At 72.1% G+C, this 18,243-nt stretch carries 16 protein-coding genes; 5 read left to right on the top strand and 11 right to left on the bottom strand.

Going from position 1 to position 18,243, the window contains the following annotated elements:
- Nucleotides 1-512 precede the first annotated feature (512 nt).
- The 3 genes from proC to ACIRP2_RS19900 form a co-directional block, all read right to left on the bottom strand.
- Nucleotides 513-1,322 carry a pyrroline-5-carboxylate reductase gene (proC, locus tag ACIRP2_RS19910; RefSeq protein WP_404251908.1) on the bottom strand — a complete coding sequence of 270 codons (810 nt, stop codon included), beginning with the start codon at nt 1,320-1,322 and terminating at the stop codon, nt 513-515.
- Between the two features lie 116 nt (nt 1,323-1,438).
- Nucleotides 1,439-2,239: an ABC transporter permease gene (locus ACIRP2_RS19905; protein WP_404251906.1), complete on the bottom strand. Its 801-nt coding sequence runs from the start codon at nt 2,237-2,239 to the stop codon at nt 1,439-1,441.
- Nucleotides 2,236-3,003 (bottom strand): ABC transporter ATP-binding protein, encoded by a 768-nt coding sequence (locus tag ACIRP2_RS19900; protein WP_404251904.1) that lies wholly within the window; start codon nt 3,001-3,003, stop codon nt 2,236-2,238. The genes ACIRP2_RS19905 and ACIRP2_RS19900 overlap by 4 nt, the downstream gene beginning before the upstream one ends.
- 214 nt (nt 3,004-3,217) lie before the next feature.
- On the opposite strand from ACIRP2_RS19900, the gene ACIRP2_RS19895 reads away from it, so the two are divergent.
- Nucleotides 3,218-3,595 (top strand): hypothetical protein, encoded by a 378-nt coding sequence (locus tag ACIRP2_RS19895; RefSeq protein WP_404251902.1) that lies wholly within the window; start codon nt 3,218-3,220, stop codon nt 3,593-3,595.
- On the opposite strand, the gene ACIRP2_RS19890 is transcribed toward ACIRP2_RS19895, so the two are convergent.
- The 3 genes from ACIRP2_RS19890 to ACIRP2_RS19880 form a co-directional block, all read right to left on the bottom strand.
- On the bottom strand, nt 3,523-4,353 hold the full coding sequence (locus tag ACIRP2_RS19890; protein ID WP_404251900.1) for a class I SAM-dependent methyltransferase: 831 nt from the start codon (nt 4,351-4,353) through the stop codon (nt 3,523-3,525). The genes ACIRP2_RS19895 and ACIRP2_RS19890 overlap by 73 nt on opposite strands.
- 156 nt (nt 4,354-4,509) lie before the next feature.
- Complete coding sequence (locus tag ACIRP2_RS19885; RefSeq protein ID WP_404251898.1) at nt 4,510-5,073, bottom strand: hypothetical protein; 564 nt, start codon at nt 5,071-5,073, stop codon at nt 4,510-4,512.
- 114 nt (nt 5,074-5,187) lie between these two features.
- Entirely contained in the window at nt 5,188-5,523 is a 336-nt protein-coding gene (locus tag ACIRP2_RS19880) for an SH3 domain-containing protein (protein ID WP_404251896.1), read from the bottom strand.
- A 123-nt stretch (nt 5,524-5,646) separates the two neighbouring features.
- On the opposite strand from ACIRP2_RS19880, the gene ACIRP2_RS19875 reads away from it, so the two are divergent.
- Entirely contained in the window at nt 5,647-7,905 is a 2,259-nt protein-coding gene (locus tag ACIRP2_RS19875) for a PQQ-binding-like beta-propeller repeat protein (protein WP_404251894.1), read from the top strand.
- A gap of 43 nt (nt 7,906-7,948) precedes the next feature.
- Here the strand turns inward: ACIRP2_RS19875 and ilvD are convergent, their stop codons facing one another.
- From ilvD to ACIRP2_RS19855, 4 genes are all read right to left on the bottom strand, one after another.
- On the bottom strand, nt 7,949-9,799 hold the full coding sequence (gene ilvD, locus ACIRP2_RS19870; protein WP_404251892.1) for a dihydroxy-acid dehydratase: 1,851 nt from the start codon (nt 9,797-9,799) through the stop codon (nt 7,949-7,951).
- 180 nt (nt 9,800-9,979) lie between these two features.
- Nucleotides 9,980-10,621 (bottom strand): TetR family transcriptional regulator, encoded by a 642-nt coding sequence (locus tag ACIRP2_RS19865; RefSeq protein WP_404251890.1) that lies wholly within the window; start codon nt 10,619-10,621, stop codon nt 9,980-9,982.
- Nucleotides 10,618-11,430 (bottom strand): sugar phosphate isomerase/epimerase family protein, encoded by an 813-nt coding sequence (locus ACIRP2_RS19860; protein ID WP_404251973.1) that lies wholly within the window; start codon nt 11,428-11,430, stop codon nt 10,618-10,620. Before ACIRP2_RS19860 ends, ACIRP2_RS19865 begins: the two co-directional genes overlap by 4 nt.
- A 97-nt stretch (nt 11,431-11,527) precedes the next feature.
- Nucleotides 11,528-12,475 (bottom strand): Ppx/GppA family phosphatase, encoded by a 948-nt coding sequence (locus ACIRP2_RS19855; RefSeq protein WP_404251888.1) that lies wholly within the window; start codon nt 12,473-12,475, stop codon nt 11,528-11,530.
- Nucleotides 12,476-12,515: 40 nt separating this feature from the next.
- On the opposite strand from ACIRP2_RS19855, the gene ACIRP2_RS19850 reads away from it, so the two are divergent.
- A complete protein-coding gene (locus ACIRP2_RS19850; RefSeq protein ID WP_404251886.1) occupies nt 12,516-13,358 on the top strand; it encodes a hypothetical protein in 843 nt (280 codons plus the stop codon).
- Between the two features lie 40 nt (nt 13,359-13,398).
- Here ACIRP2_RS19850 and ACIRP2_RS19845 read toward each other — a convergent pair whose 3' ends face one another.
- Complete coding sequence (locus ACIRP2_RS19845; protein WP_404251884.1) at nt 13,399-15,249, bottom strand: hypothetical protein; 1,851 nt, start codon at nt 15,247-15,249, stop codon at nt 13,399-13,401.
- 240 nt (nt 15,250-15,489) lie between these two features.
- Between ACIRP2_RS19845 and radA the strand changes: the two genes are divergently transcribed.
- Complete coding sequence (radA, locus tag ACIRP2_RS19840) at nt 15,490-16,902, top strand: DNA repair protein RadA (protein ID WP_351077408.1); 1,413 nt, start codon at nt 15,490-15,492, stop codon at nt 16,900-16,902.
- A gap of 80 nt (nt 16,903-16,982) precedes the next feature.
- Nucleotides 16,983-18,107, top strand: coding sequence for a DNA integrity scanning diadenylate cyclase DisA (disA, locus tag ACIRP2_RS19835; RefSeq protein WP_404251881.1), 1,125 nt, complete (start codon nt 16,983-16,985; stop codon nt 18,105-18,107).
- The last annotated feature ends 136 nt before the right edge of the window (nt 18,108-18,243 follow it).

The following is an 18,243-nucleotide window of genomic DNA, read 5'->3' as shown; positions in this document are numbered from 1 at the left end:
TTTCCCTTTCCGGCGAGTCCGACTCTATCAGATCCTTTCGGGCCTGATTCCCAGTCAGCGGGGCTTGTCTTCCCGGCCGTTGGGCCGTTCCGACGAGTGAGACTTTAGCGGAATCCTGGGCCTCGACGCTAATCGGGGTCACGTTCCTTCGAACGCGGATTCCTCATTTCGCAAATGCGCACAGAAAGTCGGGCGACAGATGTCGCCGACCAGATGTGGTTACTGCGGAATGGCTGTCCGGGGACCGACCGGGGTCGGCGCTCACGTCGGACAACTCGGAGCACATTACGGTCGCGGGCGTGTCGTGTCAACCCCGGGCTGGAACAGGTCCGGATGGAGGCCCTCGCGGCAGCCGGGAGGGCCGGAGGCGAGGGCGTCGGCATCGCGGTGAGGCGGAGGTCGATGCCGGGTGCGGCGCCTGCTGACGTTCCGATGACGTCGTCGCGAACCCACCGCCGTGTCGTTGCCCGGCGGTGGGTTCGCGGAGGTGGTGCGGGGTGGGCCCTGTCCGGTCAGCCGTTGCCGGTGGCGAGTTCGCGGCTGCGGTCGCGGGCGGCTTCCAGGGCGGCGATGAGGGCGGCCCGTACACCGTGGTTCTCCAGCTCGCGGATGGCGCTGATGGTCGTGCCCGCCGGGCTGGTGACGGCTTCGCGGAGCTTGACGGGGTGTTCACCGCTGTCCCGGAGCATCACGGCGGCCCCGATGGCGGCCTGGACGATCAGTTCGTGTGCCTGGGCCCGGGGCAGGCCGAGCAGGATGCCCGCGTCGGTCATCGCCTCGACGAGGAAGTAGAAGTACGCGGGACCCGAACCGGAGAGCGCGGTTGCCGCGTCCTGCTGCGACTCGGGGACGCGCAGGGTCTTGCCGACGCCGCCGAAGATCGCCTCTGCGGCCGCGAGGTGCTCGGTGGTGGCGTGGCTGCCCGCCGAGATGACGGACATGCCCTCGTCGACGAGGACGGGGGTGTTCGGCATGACGCGTACGACCGGGGTGTTCGCGGTGAGCCGGTCCTCGATGAACGTGGTCGTGATGCCCGCGGCGGCACTGATGACCAGGCGGTCGGCGGCGACGTGCTCGGCGAGCTCGTCGAGGAGCCGGCCCATGTCCTGGGGCTTGACCGCAAGGATGAGGATGTCGGCGCGCTTGGCGGCCTCGGCGTTGGTGACGGAGTCGACTCCGTAGCGGCTGTGCAGCTCCTCGGCACGCTCGGAGCGGCGGGTGGTGACCAGCAGGTTCGACGGGCGCCAGCCTGCCCGGATCATGCCGCTGAGCAGGGCCTCGCCGATCTTGCCGGTGCCGAGGACGGCAACTGTCTGGGTCATGCGGTTCACCCTCCGGGCTGTGCTCGCTGTTCTCGGTGCGTCGTGCTGACGGGGCTCGGTGCGCGGGCCCGTACGCGGGCCTGTGCTTGTGTCCGTCATCCTCGCACCGGGGGCGGTCAGGCGGTACGTCGGCGGAGTGTGGCCGCGCCGAGGGCGAGGACGAGCAGGGCGCAGCCCGCGACGACCAGGACGTCGCGGACGAAGTCGCCGGTGACGTCGGGGTGGTGGAGGACCTCGTTCATGCCGTCGACCGCGTACGACATGGGCAGGACGTTCGAGATCGCTTCGAGGGCGGGCGCCATCCGGTCGCGTGCGATGAACAGACCGCAGAGCAGGAGCTGCGGGAAGATCACCGCCGGCATGAACTGGACCGCCTGGAACTCCGATGCGGCGAAGGCCGAGACGAAGAGGCCCAGTGCCGTGCCGAGCAGGGCGTCGAGCAGGGCGACGAGGAGAAGCAGCCACGCGGAGCCGGTGACGTCCAGACCGAGCACCCAGACCGACAGCGCGGTGGCCAGGAGGGACTGGAGGATCGCCACCGCGCCGAAGGCCAGGGCGTAGCCGCCGATCAGGTCGCCCTTGCCGAGCGGCATGGCGAGGAGGCGTTCGAGCGTGCCCGAAGTGCGTTCGCGCAGAGTGGCGATCGAGGTCACCAGGAACATCGTGATCAGCGGGAAGATGCCGAGGAGCGATGCGCCGATGGCGTCGAAGGTGCGCGGGCTGCCGTCGAACACGTACCGGAGCAACGTGATCAGCACGACCGGGACCAGCAGGAGCAGCGCGACGGTGCGGGGGTCGTGGGTCAGCTGACGCAGGACGCGGGCGGCGGTGGCCAGGGTGCGGGCGGGGCTCAGTGGTGGCGCGGCCGGGTGGGTGCGGCCGGGAGACAGGGGCTGTGGGGCCGGGGGCGTGCTCATCGGAGGGTCTCCTGACGGGTGGCGGCTTCGTCGACCAGGTGGAGGAACGCCTCTTCGACGGTGGCGGTGCGGGCGGCGGTGCGCAGGGCCTCGGGTGTGTCGTCGGCGAGGATCTCGCCCTCGCGCATGAGCAGCAGGCGGTGGCAGCGCTCGGCCTCGTCCATGACATGGGACGAGACGAGGAGTGTGGTGCCGCGGTCGGCGGCGAGGGCGTGGAAGAGGTTCCACAGGTCGCGGCGGAGCACCGGGTCCAGGCCCACGGTCGGTTCGTCGAGCACCAGGAGTTCGGGGGTGCCGAGCAGGGCCACGGCGAGGGAGACGCGGGTGAGCTGGCCGCCGGAGAGGGCGCCGGCCAGGGCGTCGGCGTGGCTGGTCAGGTCCACCTCGGTGATCGCGCGGACGACGGCGGCGCGGCGGGCGTCCCGGTGGCGGCGGCCCGGTCGGAGGATCGCCGCGAAGTAGTCGAGGTTCTGCCGGACGGTCAGGTCGGTGTAGACGGACGGGCTCTGGGTGACGTACCCGATGCGCGGGCGGAGGGTGGGGTGGCCCGCGGGGCTGCCGAGCACGTCGAGGGTGCCGGTGACTTTGGCCTGGGTACCCACGATGGCACGCATCAGGGTGGACTTGCCGCAGCCGGAGGGGCCGAGCAGACCGGTGATCCTGCCGGGCTCGACGGTGAAGTCGAGGTCGCGGAGGACGGTGCGGTCGCCTCGTACGACGGCGAGGCCCCGGGCCTCGATGGCGACACCCGAAGAATTCATCATGCGATGAATTTTGATCCCGGCGGTCCCTCCCGTCAAGACGCGGGGCAGCGGTGGCGGAACGGGGCGGAGGAGCGGCGACGCGACTGGGACTTGGCGTCGCCGGGGTGCAGGCGGTCGAGGGCGCGATCGGACGGAGGTATTCCACTCCTCTGTGCTTCCGTGCCCATCGACCGGCTCCGGGTACGGGGCGGACGAGCAACTCCCGTAAAGAACAATGAAGGGAGTGCTGGTGGGGCTGCTGCCGGCCGTGGCCGAGACCGCCTGGGACATCAGCCATGTGCACATCGAGGCGCATGAGGGCGACGGAGACGGGGTGTTGCGGGTCCGGGTGGCGGGCCATGCCACGTTCCTGCGGCTGCCGAAGCTGCTGGACGCCCTGCCGCACGACCGGGCCGTGGTGCTGGACCTCAGCGGGCTGCACCACATGCACCACACCGACCACGCGTGCGCCGCGGCCCTGGGGGGCTGGGCCGCGGAGCGGAAGGCCCGAGAGGCTCGCGAGGAACGGCGGCCGTCGGATCAGGAGCGCGACGGGGGCGAGCCGGGCGGGGCCGAGGACGGGCGGATCGCCACGTTCAGGTCGACCACGTAACGCTCCTCGACCGTGCCGTCCGGGAAGACCGCCGCGAGCCGGTCGCGCTCCTCGGCGAGGAACCGGCGTGTGGGTTCCTCACCGAGGACGAGGAACGCGGAGTGGCTGCCGAGGTTGGCGAGGTGGGTGTCGAGGGGCACCCGCCGGGCCCAGGGCACCAGGCGGCGCACGAAGCCGAACTCGGGCGGCAGGTCACGGGAGGGGACGGGCGAGCCGTGGGCGCTTTCGCCGGCGCCGAGGAAACGGCGCATCCGGGCGTCCTGCTCGGCTGTCCAGGGGACCGCGTGGTCGAAGACGTTCCACCAGAGGGCGAGTGCGCCGCCGGGACGCAGGACGCGCAGTGCCTCGGAGCCGGCGCGGCTCCGGTCGGTCCAGTGCCAGGCCTGGGCGTACGTGATCAGGTCGGCCGATGCGGTGGCGAGGGGGAGGCGGTTCCCGTCGCCGCGCACGACCGGCACGTGCGGAAGTGCGCGGTGCAGTTCTTCCGCCATGCCGCGGCCCGGCTCGACGGCGACGACCCGGGCGCCCCGGTCATGGAGGAGCCGGGTGGAGATGCCCGTGCCGGCGCCGACGTCGACGGTCCTGGCGCCGCGCAGGGGGCGCCCGGCCAGCTCCTCGACGGCGTCGACGAGGGCGGACGGGTAGCCGGGGCGGGCCGCGGCGTACTGCGCGGCCGCACGGTCGAAGGAGAGCGCACGAGATGAGGAGGGCGGGAGCGGCCGGGGGTCGGGGCCATGGGCGGCGGCGGAAGGAGACATGAGGCCATCGTGGCCTGTGCGGGAGCCCGGTGCCGGTGCCCGCGGGAAACGGTGAACGGGTCTCGGCCGCGCACGGAGTCCGACCCGCACGCGAACCCGCGCGAGGGAAGTCCGGCCGCGCTCGTGCGGTGCGGCCGCGGGCCCTGCTTTCGGTTCCTACTTGCGCTTGGGCCGCTTGCCCTTGGGCGTCTTGGTGGTCTTGCGGGCGGCCGGGTTCCCGGTACGGGACGAGCGGCGCTTCGCGTAGCGGGCCAGGGCCGTCTCGTACTCCGTGCGGCGCAGTCCCTCGCCCGGCGCCTCCATGAACGTACGGAGGAAGTACGCGATCAGCGACCCGACGAAGCCGATCGTCTTCAGACCGCGCAGATTGGCCTCGCGCGCCGGATCGGCCGGGCGGCGGCTGAACCCCTCCCATGTCTTGCGGAAGGCGATCGCGCTGCAGATGGCGAACATCGCGACGACCAGGATGCCGACGAGATTGCCGACGTCGGCGATCTGCAGCCCCTGGAAGGCGAAGCGCAGGACGAAGCAGGCGGCGACCGCGGCGACGAGGGAGCCGACCGCCGCCCCGGCCCGCCGCAGCCCGTAGCCCCCGTCGTGGTCGACCCAGGTCGTACCGAAGAAGAACAGGGGCTCGGGCCGCGGACCCGGCGTGCCGCCGCCGGACGTGGTGCTGCCGGGTGTCGCGCCGGTACCGGGGTCTTCGCTGTTCTCGCTCACGAGGTCGATTATCCCCGGGCGGCCGCGGCTCCGGTCGCGCCGGTCATCGACGCGGGAACCCGACCCGGTCTCGGCCCTGCCCGGGTCGTGGCACCGGGCGGGACACGCTTGCGGTCAGTCGCAGCGCGGGGCGATGTAGCCGTCGCTGCCCGTGTGGACATAGGCGTCCGACACGAACTGGCCGTTGGCGATGTTGTCCCAGATGTTCGAGGTGCCGTACGGGCCGGTGACCCGCTCGCCCGGCTTCTGGCAGTAGACCGGAACCTTCACTCCGTACGGGAGCGTCCGGACGATGCCGTACTTGGTGCCAGGTCCCGTGCGGACGTTGACGCGGTAGCCGGGCGCGATGGGGTACCGGGTGACGTCGTCGGTGCCGGCGAGCGCGGCCGTGCTCTCGGCCGCCCCGGCCGCGTCGGTGGTGGCGGTGTCGATCTGCTCTTCCATGGCCATGAGGCCCTCCCCCGTTGAGAGACGGTGTGTACGACGCGCAGGCTACAAGCCCCGGCCGTATCGCACGCACCATCGACTAGGCTCCGTGCGTCGCGCTTGCGGACGAACACACGGGGGTGGGCGATGCCGCCGCTGCGAGGTACCGGGGCGAATCCGGAAGCGGAGCATCCGGAATACGCCGGTCAGTACCGCCTTGAGGCATGCCTCGGCGCGGGCGGCATGGGCGTCGTGCATCTGGCCCGCTCCACCTCGGGACTGCAGCTCGCCGTCAAGGTGGTGCATCGGCACTACTCCGCGGACCCGGAGTTCAGGGCTCGTTTCCGGCAGGAGGTCGGGGCCGCGAGGCGGGTCAGCGGGGCCTTCACCGCACCGGTCGTCGACGCCGATCCGGATGCCGCGCGCCCGTGGATGGCGACGCTGTACGTGCCCGGTCCCACGCTCTCCGATCAGGTGAAGCGGAACGGGCCGATGGCTCCCGCCGAGTTGCGCAGGCTGACGGCGGGACTCGCCGAGGCGCTGCGCGACATCCACCGGGCCGGGGTGATCCATCGTGACCTCAAGCCGAGCAATGTGCTGCTCTCCGACTCCGGGCCCAAGGTCATCGACTTCGGGATCTCCCGGCCGTACGACAGCGATCTGCGCACCGAGACGGGCAAACTGATCGGCTCGCCGCCGTACATGGCACCCGAGCAGTTCCAGCGGCCGCGCGAGGTCGGGCCCGCCGCGGACGTGTTCGCGCTGGGGGCCGTGCTCGTCCACGCGGCGACCGGCCGGGGGCCCTTCGACTCCGACAGCCCGTACATCGTGGCCTATCAGGTGGTGCATGACGAGGCGGATCTGGCAGGGGTGCCGACGGATCTGGCTCCGCTGATCGGGCGGTGCCTGGCGAAGGACCCCGCGCAGCGGCCCACCCCGGACGAGATCATGGCGACGCTGAGCCCTCCTTCGTACGACGCCGCCGCGTTCATACCGTCGCAGCGGCGACCCGGCACGGTCGGAAACCGGGCCGGAGCCGGCGTCGAAGCCGAAGACCCCGCGGTCGCGTCGCCGGGGGCCGGGGCGGAGGCGGAGACGCATGTGGGCGCGCGTGGGACCGGGCGGGGCAGGAGGGGCACCACGACCGGCGTCGGCAGACGGCGGTGGCAACTGGCATCCGCCGCCGCACTGCTCGTCGTGGGTGCCGGCGGGGCGTGGGCGGCCGGTGTCATGGGCGACTCCGGGGAATCGGGGGAGCCGGGTGACGCGAAGGGCGCGGTGGCGGCGTTCGCACCCTGGCGGACGCCGCTCGTGACCTCGGGCAGCGCGACGCCGGTCTGCTCCTCGGCGGCCGGCGGCGGCGAGCAGGCCGGAGAGGGGACGTCCGGCGGAACCGCGGCGCTGTACTGCGCCACGGGCGGTGCCGGCGCCGCCCGGCTGGATCCCGTCGACGGCCGGGTGCTGTGGTCCCGTCGCTCCGCCGGGAACGCTCCGACGTCCGGCGTGCTGTCGGTCTCCGGCGGTCTGGTGCACAAGGCCGTGCCGGGCGGGAAGCTCCGGGCGTACGACCCGGCCGAGGGCGAACAGGTCTGGGCCGCGGATCTCTCCCCGTACCTGGGCACGCCCTTCGCCTCGGGTGACACGCTGCTGCTGACGGCCGAGGACGGTACGACCGAGGCGCTCGACTCCGCCACCGGCGTGTCCCGCTGGCGGCATTCGCTCGCGGGGCACCTGCGTCCGGACTTCGCGCTGTACGACGCCGCGTCCGGGCTCGCCTACGCGTTCGAGCACTCGGCCTACGGATCCACCACGCTGGTCACGGCCCTCGACGCGGCTTCCGGGCACACGGCGTGGCAGCGACGGCTGGACGGAATGCTCACCCCGGTGGGGACCTCCGGCGGCGCACTCGTCCTGACATCCATGAACGGGGACACCCAGACCGTCGGGCTCGTCCGCTACGACCCGGAGAGCGGGCACGTCTCACGCGTGGCGCTGCCGTTCCGGATGAACGAACCGGAAGCCGTGGTGCGTGGGGACACCGCGTATCTGCTGGCCCACGGCGGAACCCTGGTCGCCGTCGACACGCGCCCGACCGCCGGGAAGGGCGACGGGAAGCGGGACGGCAAGGCCGTGCTCTGGCAGTTGGAGACCGCGGCCGGGCGGACGTCGGCGCCCGTCCTCGCCGCCGGGAACCGGCTGTACTTCTCCGCGGCGGACGGGCGCCTGCTCGCCGTGGACACCGAGCGCGGGACGCTGCTGGGCCAGACGAGCCCCCGACTCCGGGACGGGAAGCTCAGCTACGCCTCGGCGCTGCCCGCCCCCGTCGCCATCGGCCGGACCGTCGTCGGGACCGCGCCCGACGGGTCCGTGTTCGCCGTCGACGGCAAGGACCCCGCTCACTGGTGAGAGCGGGGCCCGGCCTTCCGTGGCGTTCGCGGCGCGGTTCAGTTCAGCCGAGCTTGGACACGTCCCGCACCGCGCCCCGGTCCGCGCTCGTCGCCATCGCCGCGTACGCGCGCAGCGCCGCGCTGACCTTGCGGTCGCGGTTCTTCGGCGCGTACACACCGTTCAGCGCCTCGCGGCGGGCGGTCAGCTCGGCCTCGGGGACGAGGAGTTCGATCGAGCGGTTCGGGATGTCGATCCTGATCCGGTCGCCGTCCTCGACGAGTGCGATGGTGCCGCCCGAAGCGGCCTCCGGCGACGCGTGGCCGATGGACAGCCCCGACGTACCGCCGGAGAAGCGGCCGTCGGTCACCAGGGCGCAGCTCTTGCCGAGGCCGCGGCCCTTGAGGAACGACGTGGGGTAGAGCATCTCCTGCATGCCGGGGCCGCCGCGCGGGCCCTCGTAACGGATGACGACGACGTCACCCTCCTTGATCTCCTTGCGGAGGATCTTGTCGACGGCCTCCTCCTGCGACTCGCAGACGACCGCCGGGCCCTCGAAGGTCCAGATCGACTCGTCGACGCCCGCCGTCTTCACGACGCAGCCGTCCTCGGCGAGGTTCCCCTTGAGGACCGCGAGGCCGCCGTCCTTGGAGTACGCGTGCGCCATGTCGCGGATGCAGCCGCCGGCCGCGTCCAGGTCGAGGGTCTCCCAGCGCTCGGACTGCGAGAAGGCGGTCGCGGAGCGGACGCATCCGGGGGCCGCGTGCCACAGCTCGACGGCCGCCGGGGACGGGGAGCCGCCGCGGATGTCCCAGTTCTTCAGCCACTCGGCGAGGGAGTCGGAGTGGACCGAGTGCACGTCCTCGTCGAGCAGGCCGCCGCGGTGCAGCTCGCCCAGGATGGCGGGGATGCCGCCGGCCCGGTGCACGTCCTCCATGTAGTACGTGCCGCCGGGCGCCACATTGGGAGCGACCTTGGACAGGCAGGGGACGCGGCGCGAGACCTCGTTGATGTCGTCGAGGTCGTAGGAGAGCTCGGCCTCCTGCGCGGCGGCGAGCAGGTGCAGGATCGTGTTGGTCGAGCCGCCCATGGCGATGTCCAGCGCCATGGCGTTGTCGAACGCGGCGCGGGTGCCGATGGAGCGGGGCAGGACCGTCGCGTCGTCCTGCTCGTAGTAGCGCCTGGTGATCTCGACGACCGTACGGCCGGCGTCCTCGTACAGCGCCTTGCGGGCGGTGTGCGTGGCGAGGACCGAACCGTTGCCGGGCAGGGAGAGACCGAGGACCTCGGTCAGGCAGTTCATCGAGTTGGCGGTGAACATGCCGGAACAGCTGCCGCAGGTGGGGCAGGCGTTCTCCTCGATACGGAGGATGTCCTCGTCCGAGACGTTCTCGTTGACGGCGTCACTGATCGCGTTGATCAGGTCGAGCTTGCGGACCGTGCCGTCGACGAGGGTGGCCCGGCCGGCCTCCATCGGACCGCCGGAGACGAAGACCGTCGGGATGTTGAGGCGCATCGCGGCCATCAGCATGCCGGGCGTGATCTTGTCGCAGTTGGAGATGCAGATCAGCGCGTCCGCGCAGTGCGCCTCGACCATGTACTCGACGGAGTCGGCGATCAGGTCGCGGGAGGGGAGGCTGTACAGCATCCCGGAGTGCCCCATCGCGATGCCGTCGTCGACGGCGATCGTGTTGAACTCGCGGGGCACCGCGCCGGCGGCCTTGATCGCGTCGGAGACGATCCGGCCGACGGGTGCCAGGTGGGTGTGGCCGGGGACGAACTCGGTGAAGGAGTTGGCGACCGCGATGATCGGCTTGCCGATGTCCTCGCTCGCTACGCCCGAGGCCCGCATAAGGGCGCGGGCGCCGGCCATGTTGCGGCCGTGGGTGACAGTGCGGGACCTCAGCTCGGGCATCGTCGCTCGCTCCTTCGACAGAAAAGACTGCTTCCGAGCCTACGCCTCCGGCTCCAAGATCTGGACACGGTGTCCGCTATGCGGGACAGGGTGCTCGATGGATGGGCGGCTCGCCGAGGCGGTGCGGGGCGCCGGGGCGCGTGGCGGGCGGGACGGTTTCGCCGCGGGCCGCGGGCGGGATCAGGATTCCGTCAAGTAGCGCTGCAGCGTCGGTGCCACCATCTCGACGATCTGCTCCGGGGGCGCCGAAGCCAGTGGCTCCGCCCGGATCACGTAGCGCAGCATCGCGATCCCGATCATGTGCGAGGCGGCCAGTTCCGCGCGGAAGGTCGCGTCCGGGACGTCCAGTGTCTCCGCGATGCGTTCCAGGAGGCGGCGCAGGACGAAGCCGCGGAGGACCCTCGCCGCCGCCTCGTGCGTCAGCGCGGACCGCATGACCGCCAGCAGCGGAACCCTCGACGCCGGGTTCTCCCACACGGCGATGAAATAGCGGGCCAGCCGCTCCCCCAGGCCGTCGGTGCCGCTGCCCAGGATGGCAGGGATCACCAGGGCCGGCTCGAAGGAGAGCTCGATGGCGGCCGCGAAGACCTCGTCCTTCGTACCGAAGTAGTGGTGGACGAGGGCGGAGTCGACGCCTGCCGCCTTGGCGATGCCCCGGATCGACGTCTTGTCGTAGCCGCGCTCCGCGAATTCGGTACGGGCGGCCTCCAGGATGCGGGTACGGGCATCGGGGCCGGCGGTTTCGGCCGCGCGGGAGGGGCGGCCGCGGCGCCTGGGGGCGGGCTTCGCGGAGCCGTCGGCGCCGGTGGTGCCGTCGGTCACGGGCGCGGCGCCTCGGCCGAGGAGGACGCCAGATGGAGCCGGGTGAAGGCCAGCGCCTCCGCCAGGTCGGCCTCGCGTTCGGCAGTGGACATGGCGCGGCGGGTGTTGACCTCGATGACGACATGGCCGCCGAAGCCGGTACGGGCCAGATGCTCCAGGAGTTCGGCGCACGGCTGGTCGCCCCGGCCGGGCACCAGGTGCTCGTCCTTGTTGGAGCCCTTGCCGTCGGCGAGGTGGATGTGGGCGAGCCGGCCGCCCATCCGGTCGACCATCGCCATGCCGTCGGTGCGGGCCGTCGCGGTGTGCGAGAGATCCACGGTGAAGTGGCGGTAGTCGTCGTTGGTGACGTCCCAGTCGGGGGCGTACGCGAGCATCTCGCGGTCCCGGTAGCGCCAGGGGTACATGTTCTCGACGGCGAACCGCACGTCCGTCTCGTCCGCCATGCGCCAGATCCCACTGACGAAGTCGCGCGCGTAGTTGCGCTGCCAACGGAACGGCGGGTGCACGACGACGGTCGTCGCCCCGAGCTTCTCCGCGGCGGCACGCGCCCGCTGGAGCTTCACCCACGGGTCGGTGGACCAGACGCGCTGTGTGATCAGGAGGCAGGGCGCGTGGACGGCGAGGATCGGTACCCCGTGGTAGTCCGAGAGCCGGCGCAGGGCCTCGATGTCCTGGCTGACGGGGTCGGTCCACACCATGAGCTCGACGCCGTCGTAACCGAGGCGCGCGGCGATCTCGAAGGCCGTCGACGTCGACTCCGGATAGACGGATGCCGTCGACAGGGCGACCTTCGCATCCGGGATGCGCACCACTGCTTCTGCCACTGGGACAGCGTACGGGCAGTGGTACGCCTCGCCGAGGGACCCGGGCGGAAAGTGAGAAGGGCCATGGCAGGCCCCGCGGCGCTCAGCGCAGCGCGGCCTGTTCCGTGGGCAGGTGGTCCAGTCGGCGCAGGATGACGCCCTCGCGCAGCGCCCAGGGGCAGATCTCCAGCTCCTCGACCCCGAACAGATCCATGGCGCCTTCCGCGACCAGCGCCCCGGCCAGCAGCTGCGCGGCCCGCCCCTCGGAGACCCCGGGCAGGTCGCACCGCTGCCGGACGGTCATCGACGCCAGCTTCGGCACCCACTCCTCCAGCGACTTGCGGGTGAGGGCGCGCTGCACGTACAGACCGTCGGTGGTGCGCGCGGCGCCCGCGATCCTGGCGAGCTGCTTGAAGGTCTTGGAGGTGCCGACGACATGGTCCGGGCGCCCGAGGCGGGTGAACTCCCCGACGCTCCGGGCGATCCTGGCCCGCACGGAGCGGCGCAGTGCCTTCACGTCCGCCGGGTCCGGCGGATCGCCCTGCAGCCATCCGGCGGTCAGCCGGCCTGCTCCGAGCGGCAGCGACACCGCGGCGTCCGGCTCCTCGTCCATGCCGTACGCGACCTCCAGCGAGCCGCCGCCGATGTCCAGAACCAGCAGCCGCCCCGCGGACCAGCCGAACCAGCGACGGGCGGCGAGGAAGGTGAGCCGGGCCTCCTCCGCGCCACTGAGGACGGCGAGGTCGATGCCCGTCTCCTCCCGTACCCGGGCCAGCACCTGGTCGGCGTTGCTCGCCTCCCGCACCGCGGACGTGGCGAACGGCAGAACGTCCTCGCACCCCTTGTCCTCGGCGGCCTGCAGCGCATCGGTGATCGTCGCCACGAGCCGGTCCACGCCGTGGGGGCCGATCGCCGCGTCCTCGTCGAGGAGTTCGGCAAGGCGCAGTTCCGCCTTGTGCGAGTGCGCCGGCAGCGGGCGCGCACCGGGGTGCGCGTCCACCACCAGCAGATGCACTGTGTTCGAACCCACGTCGAGGACTCCGAGTCTCATACCCGGAACGCTACCGGGGCGGCGGACTTACTCTTGGCGCGTGCCAAAGACGAAAAAGGCGAAGCCGGGCAAAAACACGAAGAAGCAGAGAACGAAGCAGGAGATGCAGCAGCAGGAAGCGAACGGACCGGACCGGTCCGAGGACGAAACGGGTATCGATTTCGCACGCGCCTGGGTCGAGTTCCCCGACCCGGCGGACGACGAGCAGGTCTTCCGCTGCGACCTGACCTGGCTGACGTCCAGGTGGACCTGCATCTTCGGCAGTGGCTGCCAGGGCATCCAGGCGGGCCGCGCGGACGACGGATGCTGCACCCTGGGCGCGCACTTCTCGGACAAGGACGACGAGAAGCGCGTGGCGGGCCATGTCGCGCGGCTGACCCCTGATCTGTGGCAGTTCCACGACGTCGGCACCAGGACCGGCTGGGTCGAGGTCGACGACGACGGGGAACGCCAGACACGGCGCTGGGAGGGTTCGTGCATCTTCCAGAACCGTCCCGGCTTCGCGGCGGGCGCGGGCTGCTCACTGCACATCCTGGCGCTGCGGGAGGGCAAGGAGCCCCTGGAGACCAAGCCGGACGTCTGCTGGCAGCTGCCGATCCGGCGGACGTACGACTGGATCGACCGACCCGACGACACCCGTGTGCTCCAGGTGTCGATCGGCGAGTACGACCGCAGGGGCTGGGGTCCGGGCGGTCACGATCTGCACTGGTGGTGCACATCGGCGACCTCCGCGCACGGGGCCGGTGAGCCGGTGTACGTGTCGTACCGGCCGGAGCTCACCGAGCTGATGGGCGAGAAGGCGTACGACCGGCTGGTCGAGCTGTGCGAGGAGCGCCTGTCCTCGCTGCTGCCGATGGCGCCGCACCCGGCGGACCCGGCGTAGCGGCCGGGGCGTCCGTCCGCCCCGCCCCCGACGCCCCGTTTCAGCCCGCCGGGGCGGTCGTGCCGGTCCCGGGGTCGGTGGGGGGCGACGGGTCCGGGGTCGGGGTCGGATCGGTCGGGGCCGGGTCCGTCGGCGTCGGCGTCGGTTCGCTCGGGCCGGGTGTCGGGTCGGTGGGCTGTGTGGGGTGCGGCGAGGACGAGGGCGGAGCCGACGGGCCGGTGGGGCCGGGCGTGCCCGGGTGTCCCGGACCGTCGGGTGACGGCGCCGTCGCCCCGTGCCCCCGGATCACGACGACCGAGTCCGAAGGGGCGAGGGCGATACGGGCGCTCCACGGACCGGCGGGTTCCCGCGGCCGGTCCACGAGGACGCGGACCGTGACGCTCTCACCCACGGCGAGCGTCCCCGAGGAACTGCTGAGACGCAGCCAGGACACGTCCGAGCGGGCCGACCAGGCGACGGGGGCACCGCCCGAGGCGGTCAGGCGGATCAGAGTCGTGCCGCCGGACGAGCGGGCCTCGACGGTGAGCCCGCCGATGCCCCCCACCGAACCCGAGCTGATCACCTCGGCCGAGACGTCCGGGGTGCGGCCGTCCCTGAAGCGGGCACCCGGCTGGGGACGGGCGTTGCCGGCGTTCTCGTAGTGGCCGTCCGGAGTGCCGTGGTCGTGGCGGACGTCCGTCTCGGTCGCGGTGACCGAGGAGCCCTCATGGCCCTCGCCGGTCTGCGGCGCGCCGCGGTAGGCGGTCCACAACGCGATCACCGGGGCGGCCACGACCGTCGCCACCACCGTCGTCGTCACGACCCTGGCCCGCATCCGGTCCCGGCGCGCGGCGTGGTCCTTCGGGTCCAGCGGGAAGCCCGCCCGGTCGAAGCGCGGGCCGCCGGACCGGCTCCGCTGGGCGTGGACCATCGCGACGTAGGCGGAGGGCCGCGGTGCCTCGACGACCGGCAGCACGGCGGCCGGGGTGAGCGGCCCTCCCGGCCAGGGGCCGTCGGCGCCGGCCCGCTCGGCGACCCGGCGGCAGCGGGGGCAGTCGTCGACATGGCGGACGAGTTCACGGCGCAGGGTGGCGGAGAGCAGGACGCGGTGGTCGCCGGTGAGCCGGGCGACGGTAGGACAGTTGCCGGTCTCGACGACGGCGAGGGCGGCGCGGGTCCGCTCCACCTCGCAGGCCGCTGCGGCCAGGAGGTCCCGGGCGGTAGCGGGTTCCAGGCCGAGGACGGAGGCGACAGCGCGTGGGGCGAGGCGGTGGCGCACGGCGAGTTCGAGCGCTTCGCGCTGTTCGGGGGTGGTACCCGCGGCCTCGGGCCAGGCCAACTGGGCGAGTTCGCGACGGTGCGCCTCGGCGGCGGCTTCGGATTCGGGGGTGTGGGCCTTGCCCGCCGGGGCGCCGCCCGGGGTGAAGGCGGCCGGAGCCTTCGCAAGGGCGGCAGGGGGCGTACAGCGTCCTGTGCGCGCCCCCTGGGCGGCCGTCCCACCCGGCTGTTTGCCCAAAGGCCCGCCCGCCCGCTTCGTCTCCGGCTTGAGCGGCTGCCTTCCCGACCGCTTCCCGGCCTTGTGGCGGTGCGCCTGGCGGCCCTGTTTCCGCTCGGCGAGCTTGCGCAGACACATCCACCTGGCCAGCGCGTACAGCCAGGATTTACGTTCCTCCTCGCCCGCCGGGCACCGGCCGCCCTGCCGTTCCGCGATCGCGAGCACCCCGCCGAGCGCCTCGGTGGCGGCGTCGTGGTCGCAGAGCACGGAGAGGCAGTAGGTGAACAGGCCGTCGAGATGCGGCTCGTAACGTGCGGGAGGCCGCCGCGGCGAAGGCTGCGCCGCGGCGTGGGGCGCACGGCGCCGCGTCCGGTGTGCGCCGGTGGTGTGCGTAGGGGGCTCCAGCCTGCTGCTCATCACCTGGCGACCGTAGGCAGCACAGAGCATGCTCTTAGCGCCTCTTCAGCACATTTAATCCTTACGGGTGAACGTATCGCTCAAAAGGGGACAGGAATTCATGATTCAAGAGGCCGAAACCGGGAAACCGAGGGGCCGAAATCAGACATTCCGGCGGAAGTGCCCGGGTAGCCGACGGGCACGCGCCCGCCCCGGGCCGCACCCGGCTGCACTGTCCGACCTCACCGATACGGTTGCGCCATGGCTGCCCGTACGAAAACCGCGAAGGACCGGCCGTCCTACCGCTGCACCGAGTGCGGCTGGACGACCGCCAAGTGGCTCGGCCGCTGCCCCGAATGCCAGGCATGGGGGACGGTCGAGGAGTTCGGCGGCGCCCCCGCCGTGCGGACCACCGCGGCCGGCCGGGTCAGCACGGCCGCGCTCCCCATCGGCCAGGTCGACAGCCGGCAGGCCACCGCCCGGTCGACCGGCGTGGGCGAGCTGGACCGGGTGCTCGGCGGCGGTCTCGTCCCCGGGGCCGTCGTGCTGCTCGCGGGAGAGCCGGGCGTCGGGAAGTCGACGCTGCTGCTCGACGTGGCCGCGAAGGCGGCGAGCGACGACCACCGCACCCTCTATGTCACCGCCGAGGAGTCCGCGAGCCAGGTACGCCTGCGCGCCGACCGGATCCGGGCGATCAACGACCATCTGTACCTCGCCGCCGAGACCGACCTCTCCGCGGTCCTCGGCCATCTGGACGCCGTCAAGCCCTCGCTCCTCATCCTCGACTCCGTGCAGACCGTCGCCTCGCCCGAGATCGACGGGGCGCCCGGCGGCATGGCACAGGTCCGGGAGGTCGCCGGCGCCCTCATCCGGGCCTCCAAGGAGCGCGGGATGTCGACGCTCCTGGTCGGCCATGTCACCAAGGACGGGGCGATCGCGGGACCGCGGCTGCTGGAGCATCTCGTCGACGTGGTGCTGTCCTTCGAGGGCGACCGCCATGCCCGGCTGCGCCTCGTGCGGGGCGTCAAGAACAGATACGGCGCGACCGACGAGGTCGGCTGCTTCGAGCTGCACGACGAGGGCATCACCGGCCTCGCCGACCCGTCCGGCCTCTTCCTGACCCGGCGCGACGAACCCGTCCCCGGCACCTGCCTGACGGTCACCCTGGAGGGCAAGCGCCCGCTCGTCGCGGAGGTCCAGGCGCTGACGGTCGATTCACAGATTCCGTCGCCCCGGCGCACCACCTCCGGCCTGGAGACGTCCCGGGTATCGATGATGCTGGCCGTTCTGGAGCAGCGCGGCCGGATCAGCTCGCTCGGCAAGCGGGACATCTACAGCGCGACGGTCGGCGGTGTGAAGCTCTCCGAGCCTGCCGCGGACCTCGCCGTCGCCCTGGCCCTGGCCAGCGCGGCCAGCGACACCCCGCTCCCGAAGAACCTGGTGGCGATCGGCGAAGTGGGCCTCGCGGGCGAGGTCAGAAGGGTCACGGGGGTCCAGCGCAGGCTGGCCGAGGCGCACCGTCTGGGTTTCACGCACGCGCTGGTCCCGACCGATCCCGGAAAGGTCCCGGCCGGTATGAAGGTCACAGAAGTCGCCAACATGGGTGATGCGCTGAGGGTGCTCCCGCGCCGGTCTCGCGCACAGGCCCCACAGGAGGAGAACGCGCGCCGGTAGACTTTGCCCTGGTCTCGCCCGTCCGTACGAACGGCATGAGGGACGCAAGGGCACCACAAACCTGTGACCGGAGGAGTGCAGTGGCAGCCAGCGACCGGGCAACATCGCCCGGAAAGTCCGGCCAAGGCACCGGTAACGAGGCGCTCATGCGCGCCTCGTTGTCCGCCGTCGCGCCCGGAATGGCCCTGCGGGACGGCCTGGAGCGCATCCTCCGCGGCAACACCGGCGGGCTGGTCGTCCTGGGCATGGACAGAACGGTCGAGTCGATGTGCACCGGCGGATTCGTGCTGGACGTGGAGTTCACCGCGACGCGCCTGCGCGAGCTGGCCAAGCTCGACGGGGCGCTGATCCTCGACAAGGACATGACCAAGATCCTGCGTGCCGGTGTGCAGCTGGTCCCGGACGCCTCCATCCCCACCGAGGAGACCGGCACCCGCCACCGCACGGCGGACCGGGTCTCCAAGCAGTGCAACTTCCCGGTCGTCTCGGTCTCGCAGTCGATGCGTCTCATCGCGCTGTACGTGGACGGCGAGCGCCGGGTCCTGGAGGAGTCCGCCGCGATCCTCTCCCGCGCCAACCAGGCACTCGCCACTCTGGAGCGCTACAAGCTCCGGCTCGACGAGGTCGCGGGCACGCTCTCGGCGCTGGAGATCGAGGACCTGGTGACGGTCCGGGACGTGACGTCCGTCGCGCAGCGGCTGGAGATGGTCCGCCGGATCGCGACCGAGATCGCCGAGTACGTGGTGGAGCTGGGCACCGACGGCCGGCTCCTCTCGCTCCAGCTCGACGAGCTGATCGCGGGTGTCGAGCCGGAGCGTGAGCTGGTCGTGCGCGACTACGTGCCGGAGCCGACCGCCAAGCGGTCCCGCACGGTCGCCGAGGCCCTCACCGAACTCGACGCGCTCTCCCACACCGAACTGCTCGAACTCCCGGTCGTCGCACGAGCACTGGGGTACAGCGGTTCGCCGGAGACGCTGGATTCGGCGGTCTCGCCGCGCGGCTTCCGGCTGCTGGCGAAGGTGCCGCGGCTGCCCGGAGCGATCATCGACCGGCTGGTGGAGCACTTCGGCGGCCTGCAGAAGCTGCTCGCCGCCAGCGTGGACGATCTCCAGACGGTCGACGGGGTCGGCGAGGCGCGGGCGCGGAGCGTGCGCGAGGGGCTTTCGCGGCTGGCCGAGTCGTCGATCCTCGAGCGGTACGTGTAGCGGGCGGTACGCGCGGCCCTGCACACGGAAAGCACGTCGGGACCCGGGAGACCGGGCCCCGACGTGCTTTCCGGAGCCGACCGCCCCCGGGCGCACGGCCCTTCTTCGAGCCCCTCCCTCGGCCTTCTCCCGGCCT

It is taken from the genome of Streptomyces sp. NPDC101194, assembly GCF_044767885.1.
Classification (GTDB): Bacteria; Actinomycetota; Actinomycetes; order Streptomycetales; family Streptomycetaceae; genus Streptomyces.
Note: the sequence above shows the minus strand (reverse complement) of the source record. Positions and strands in the feature narration are given on the sequence as shown.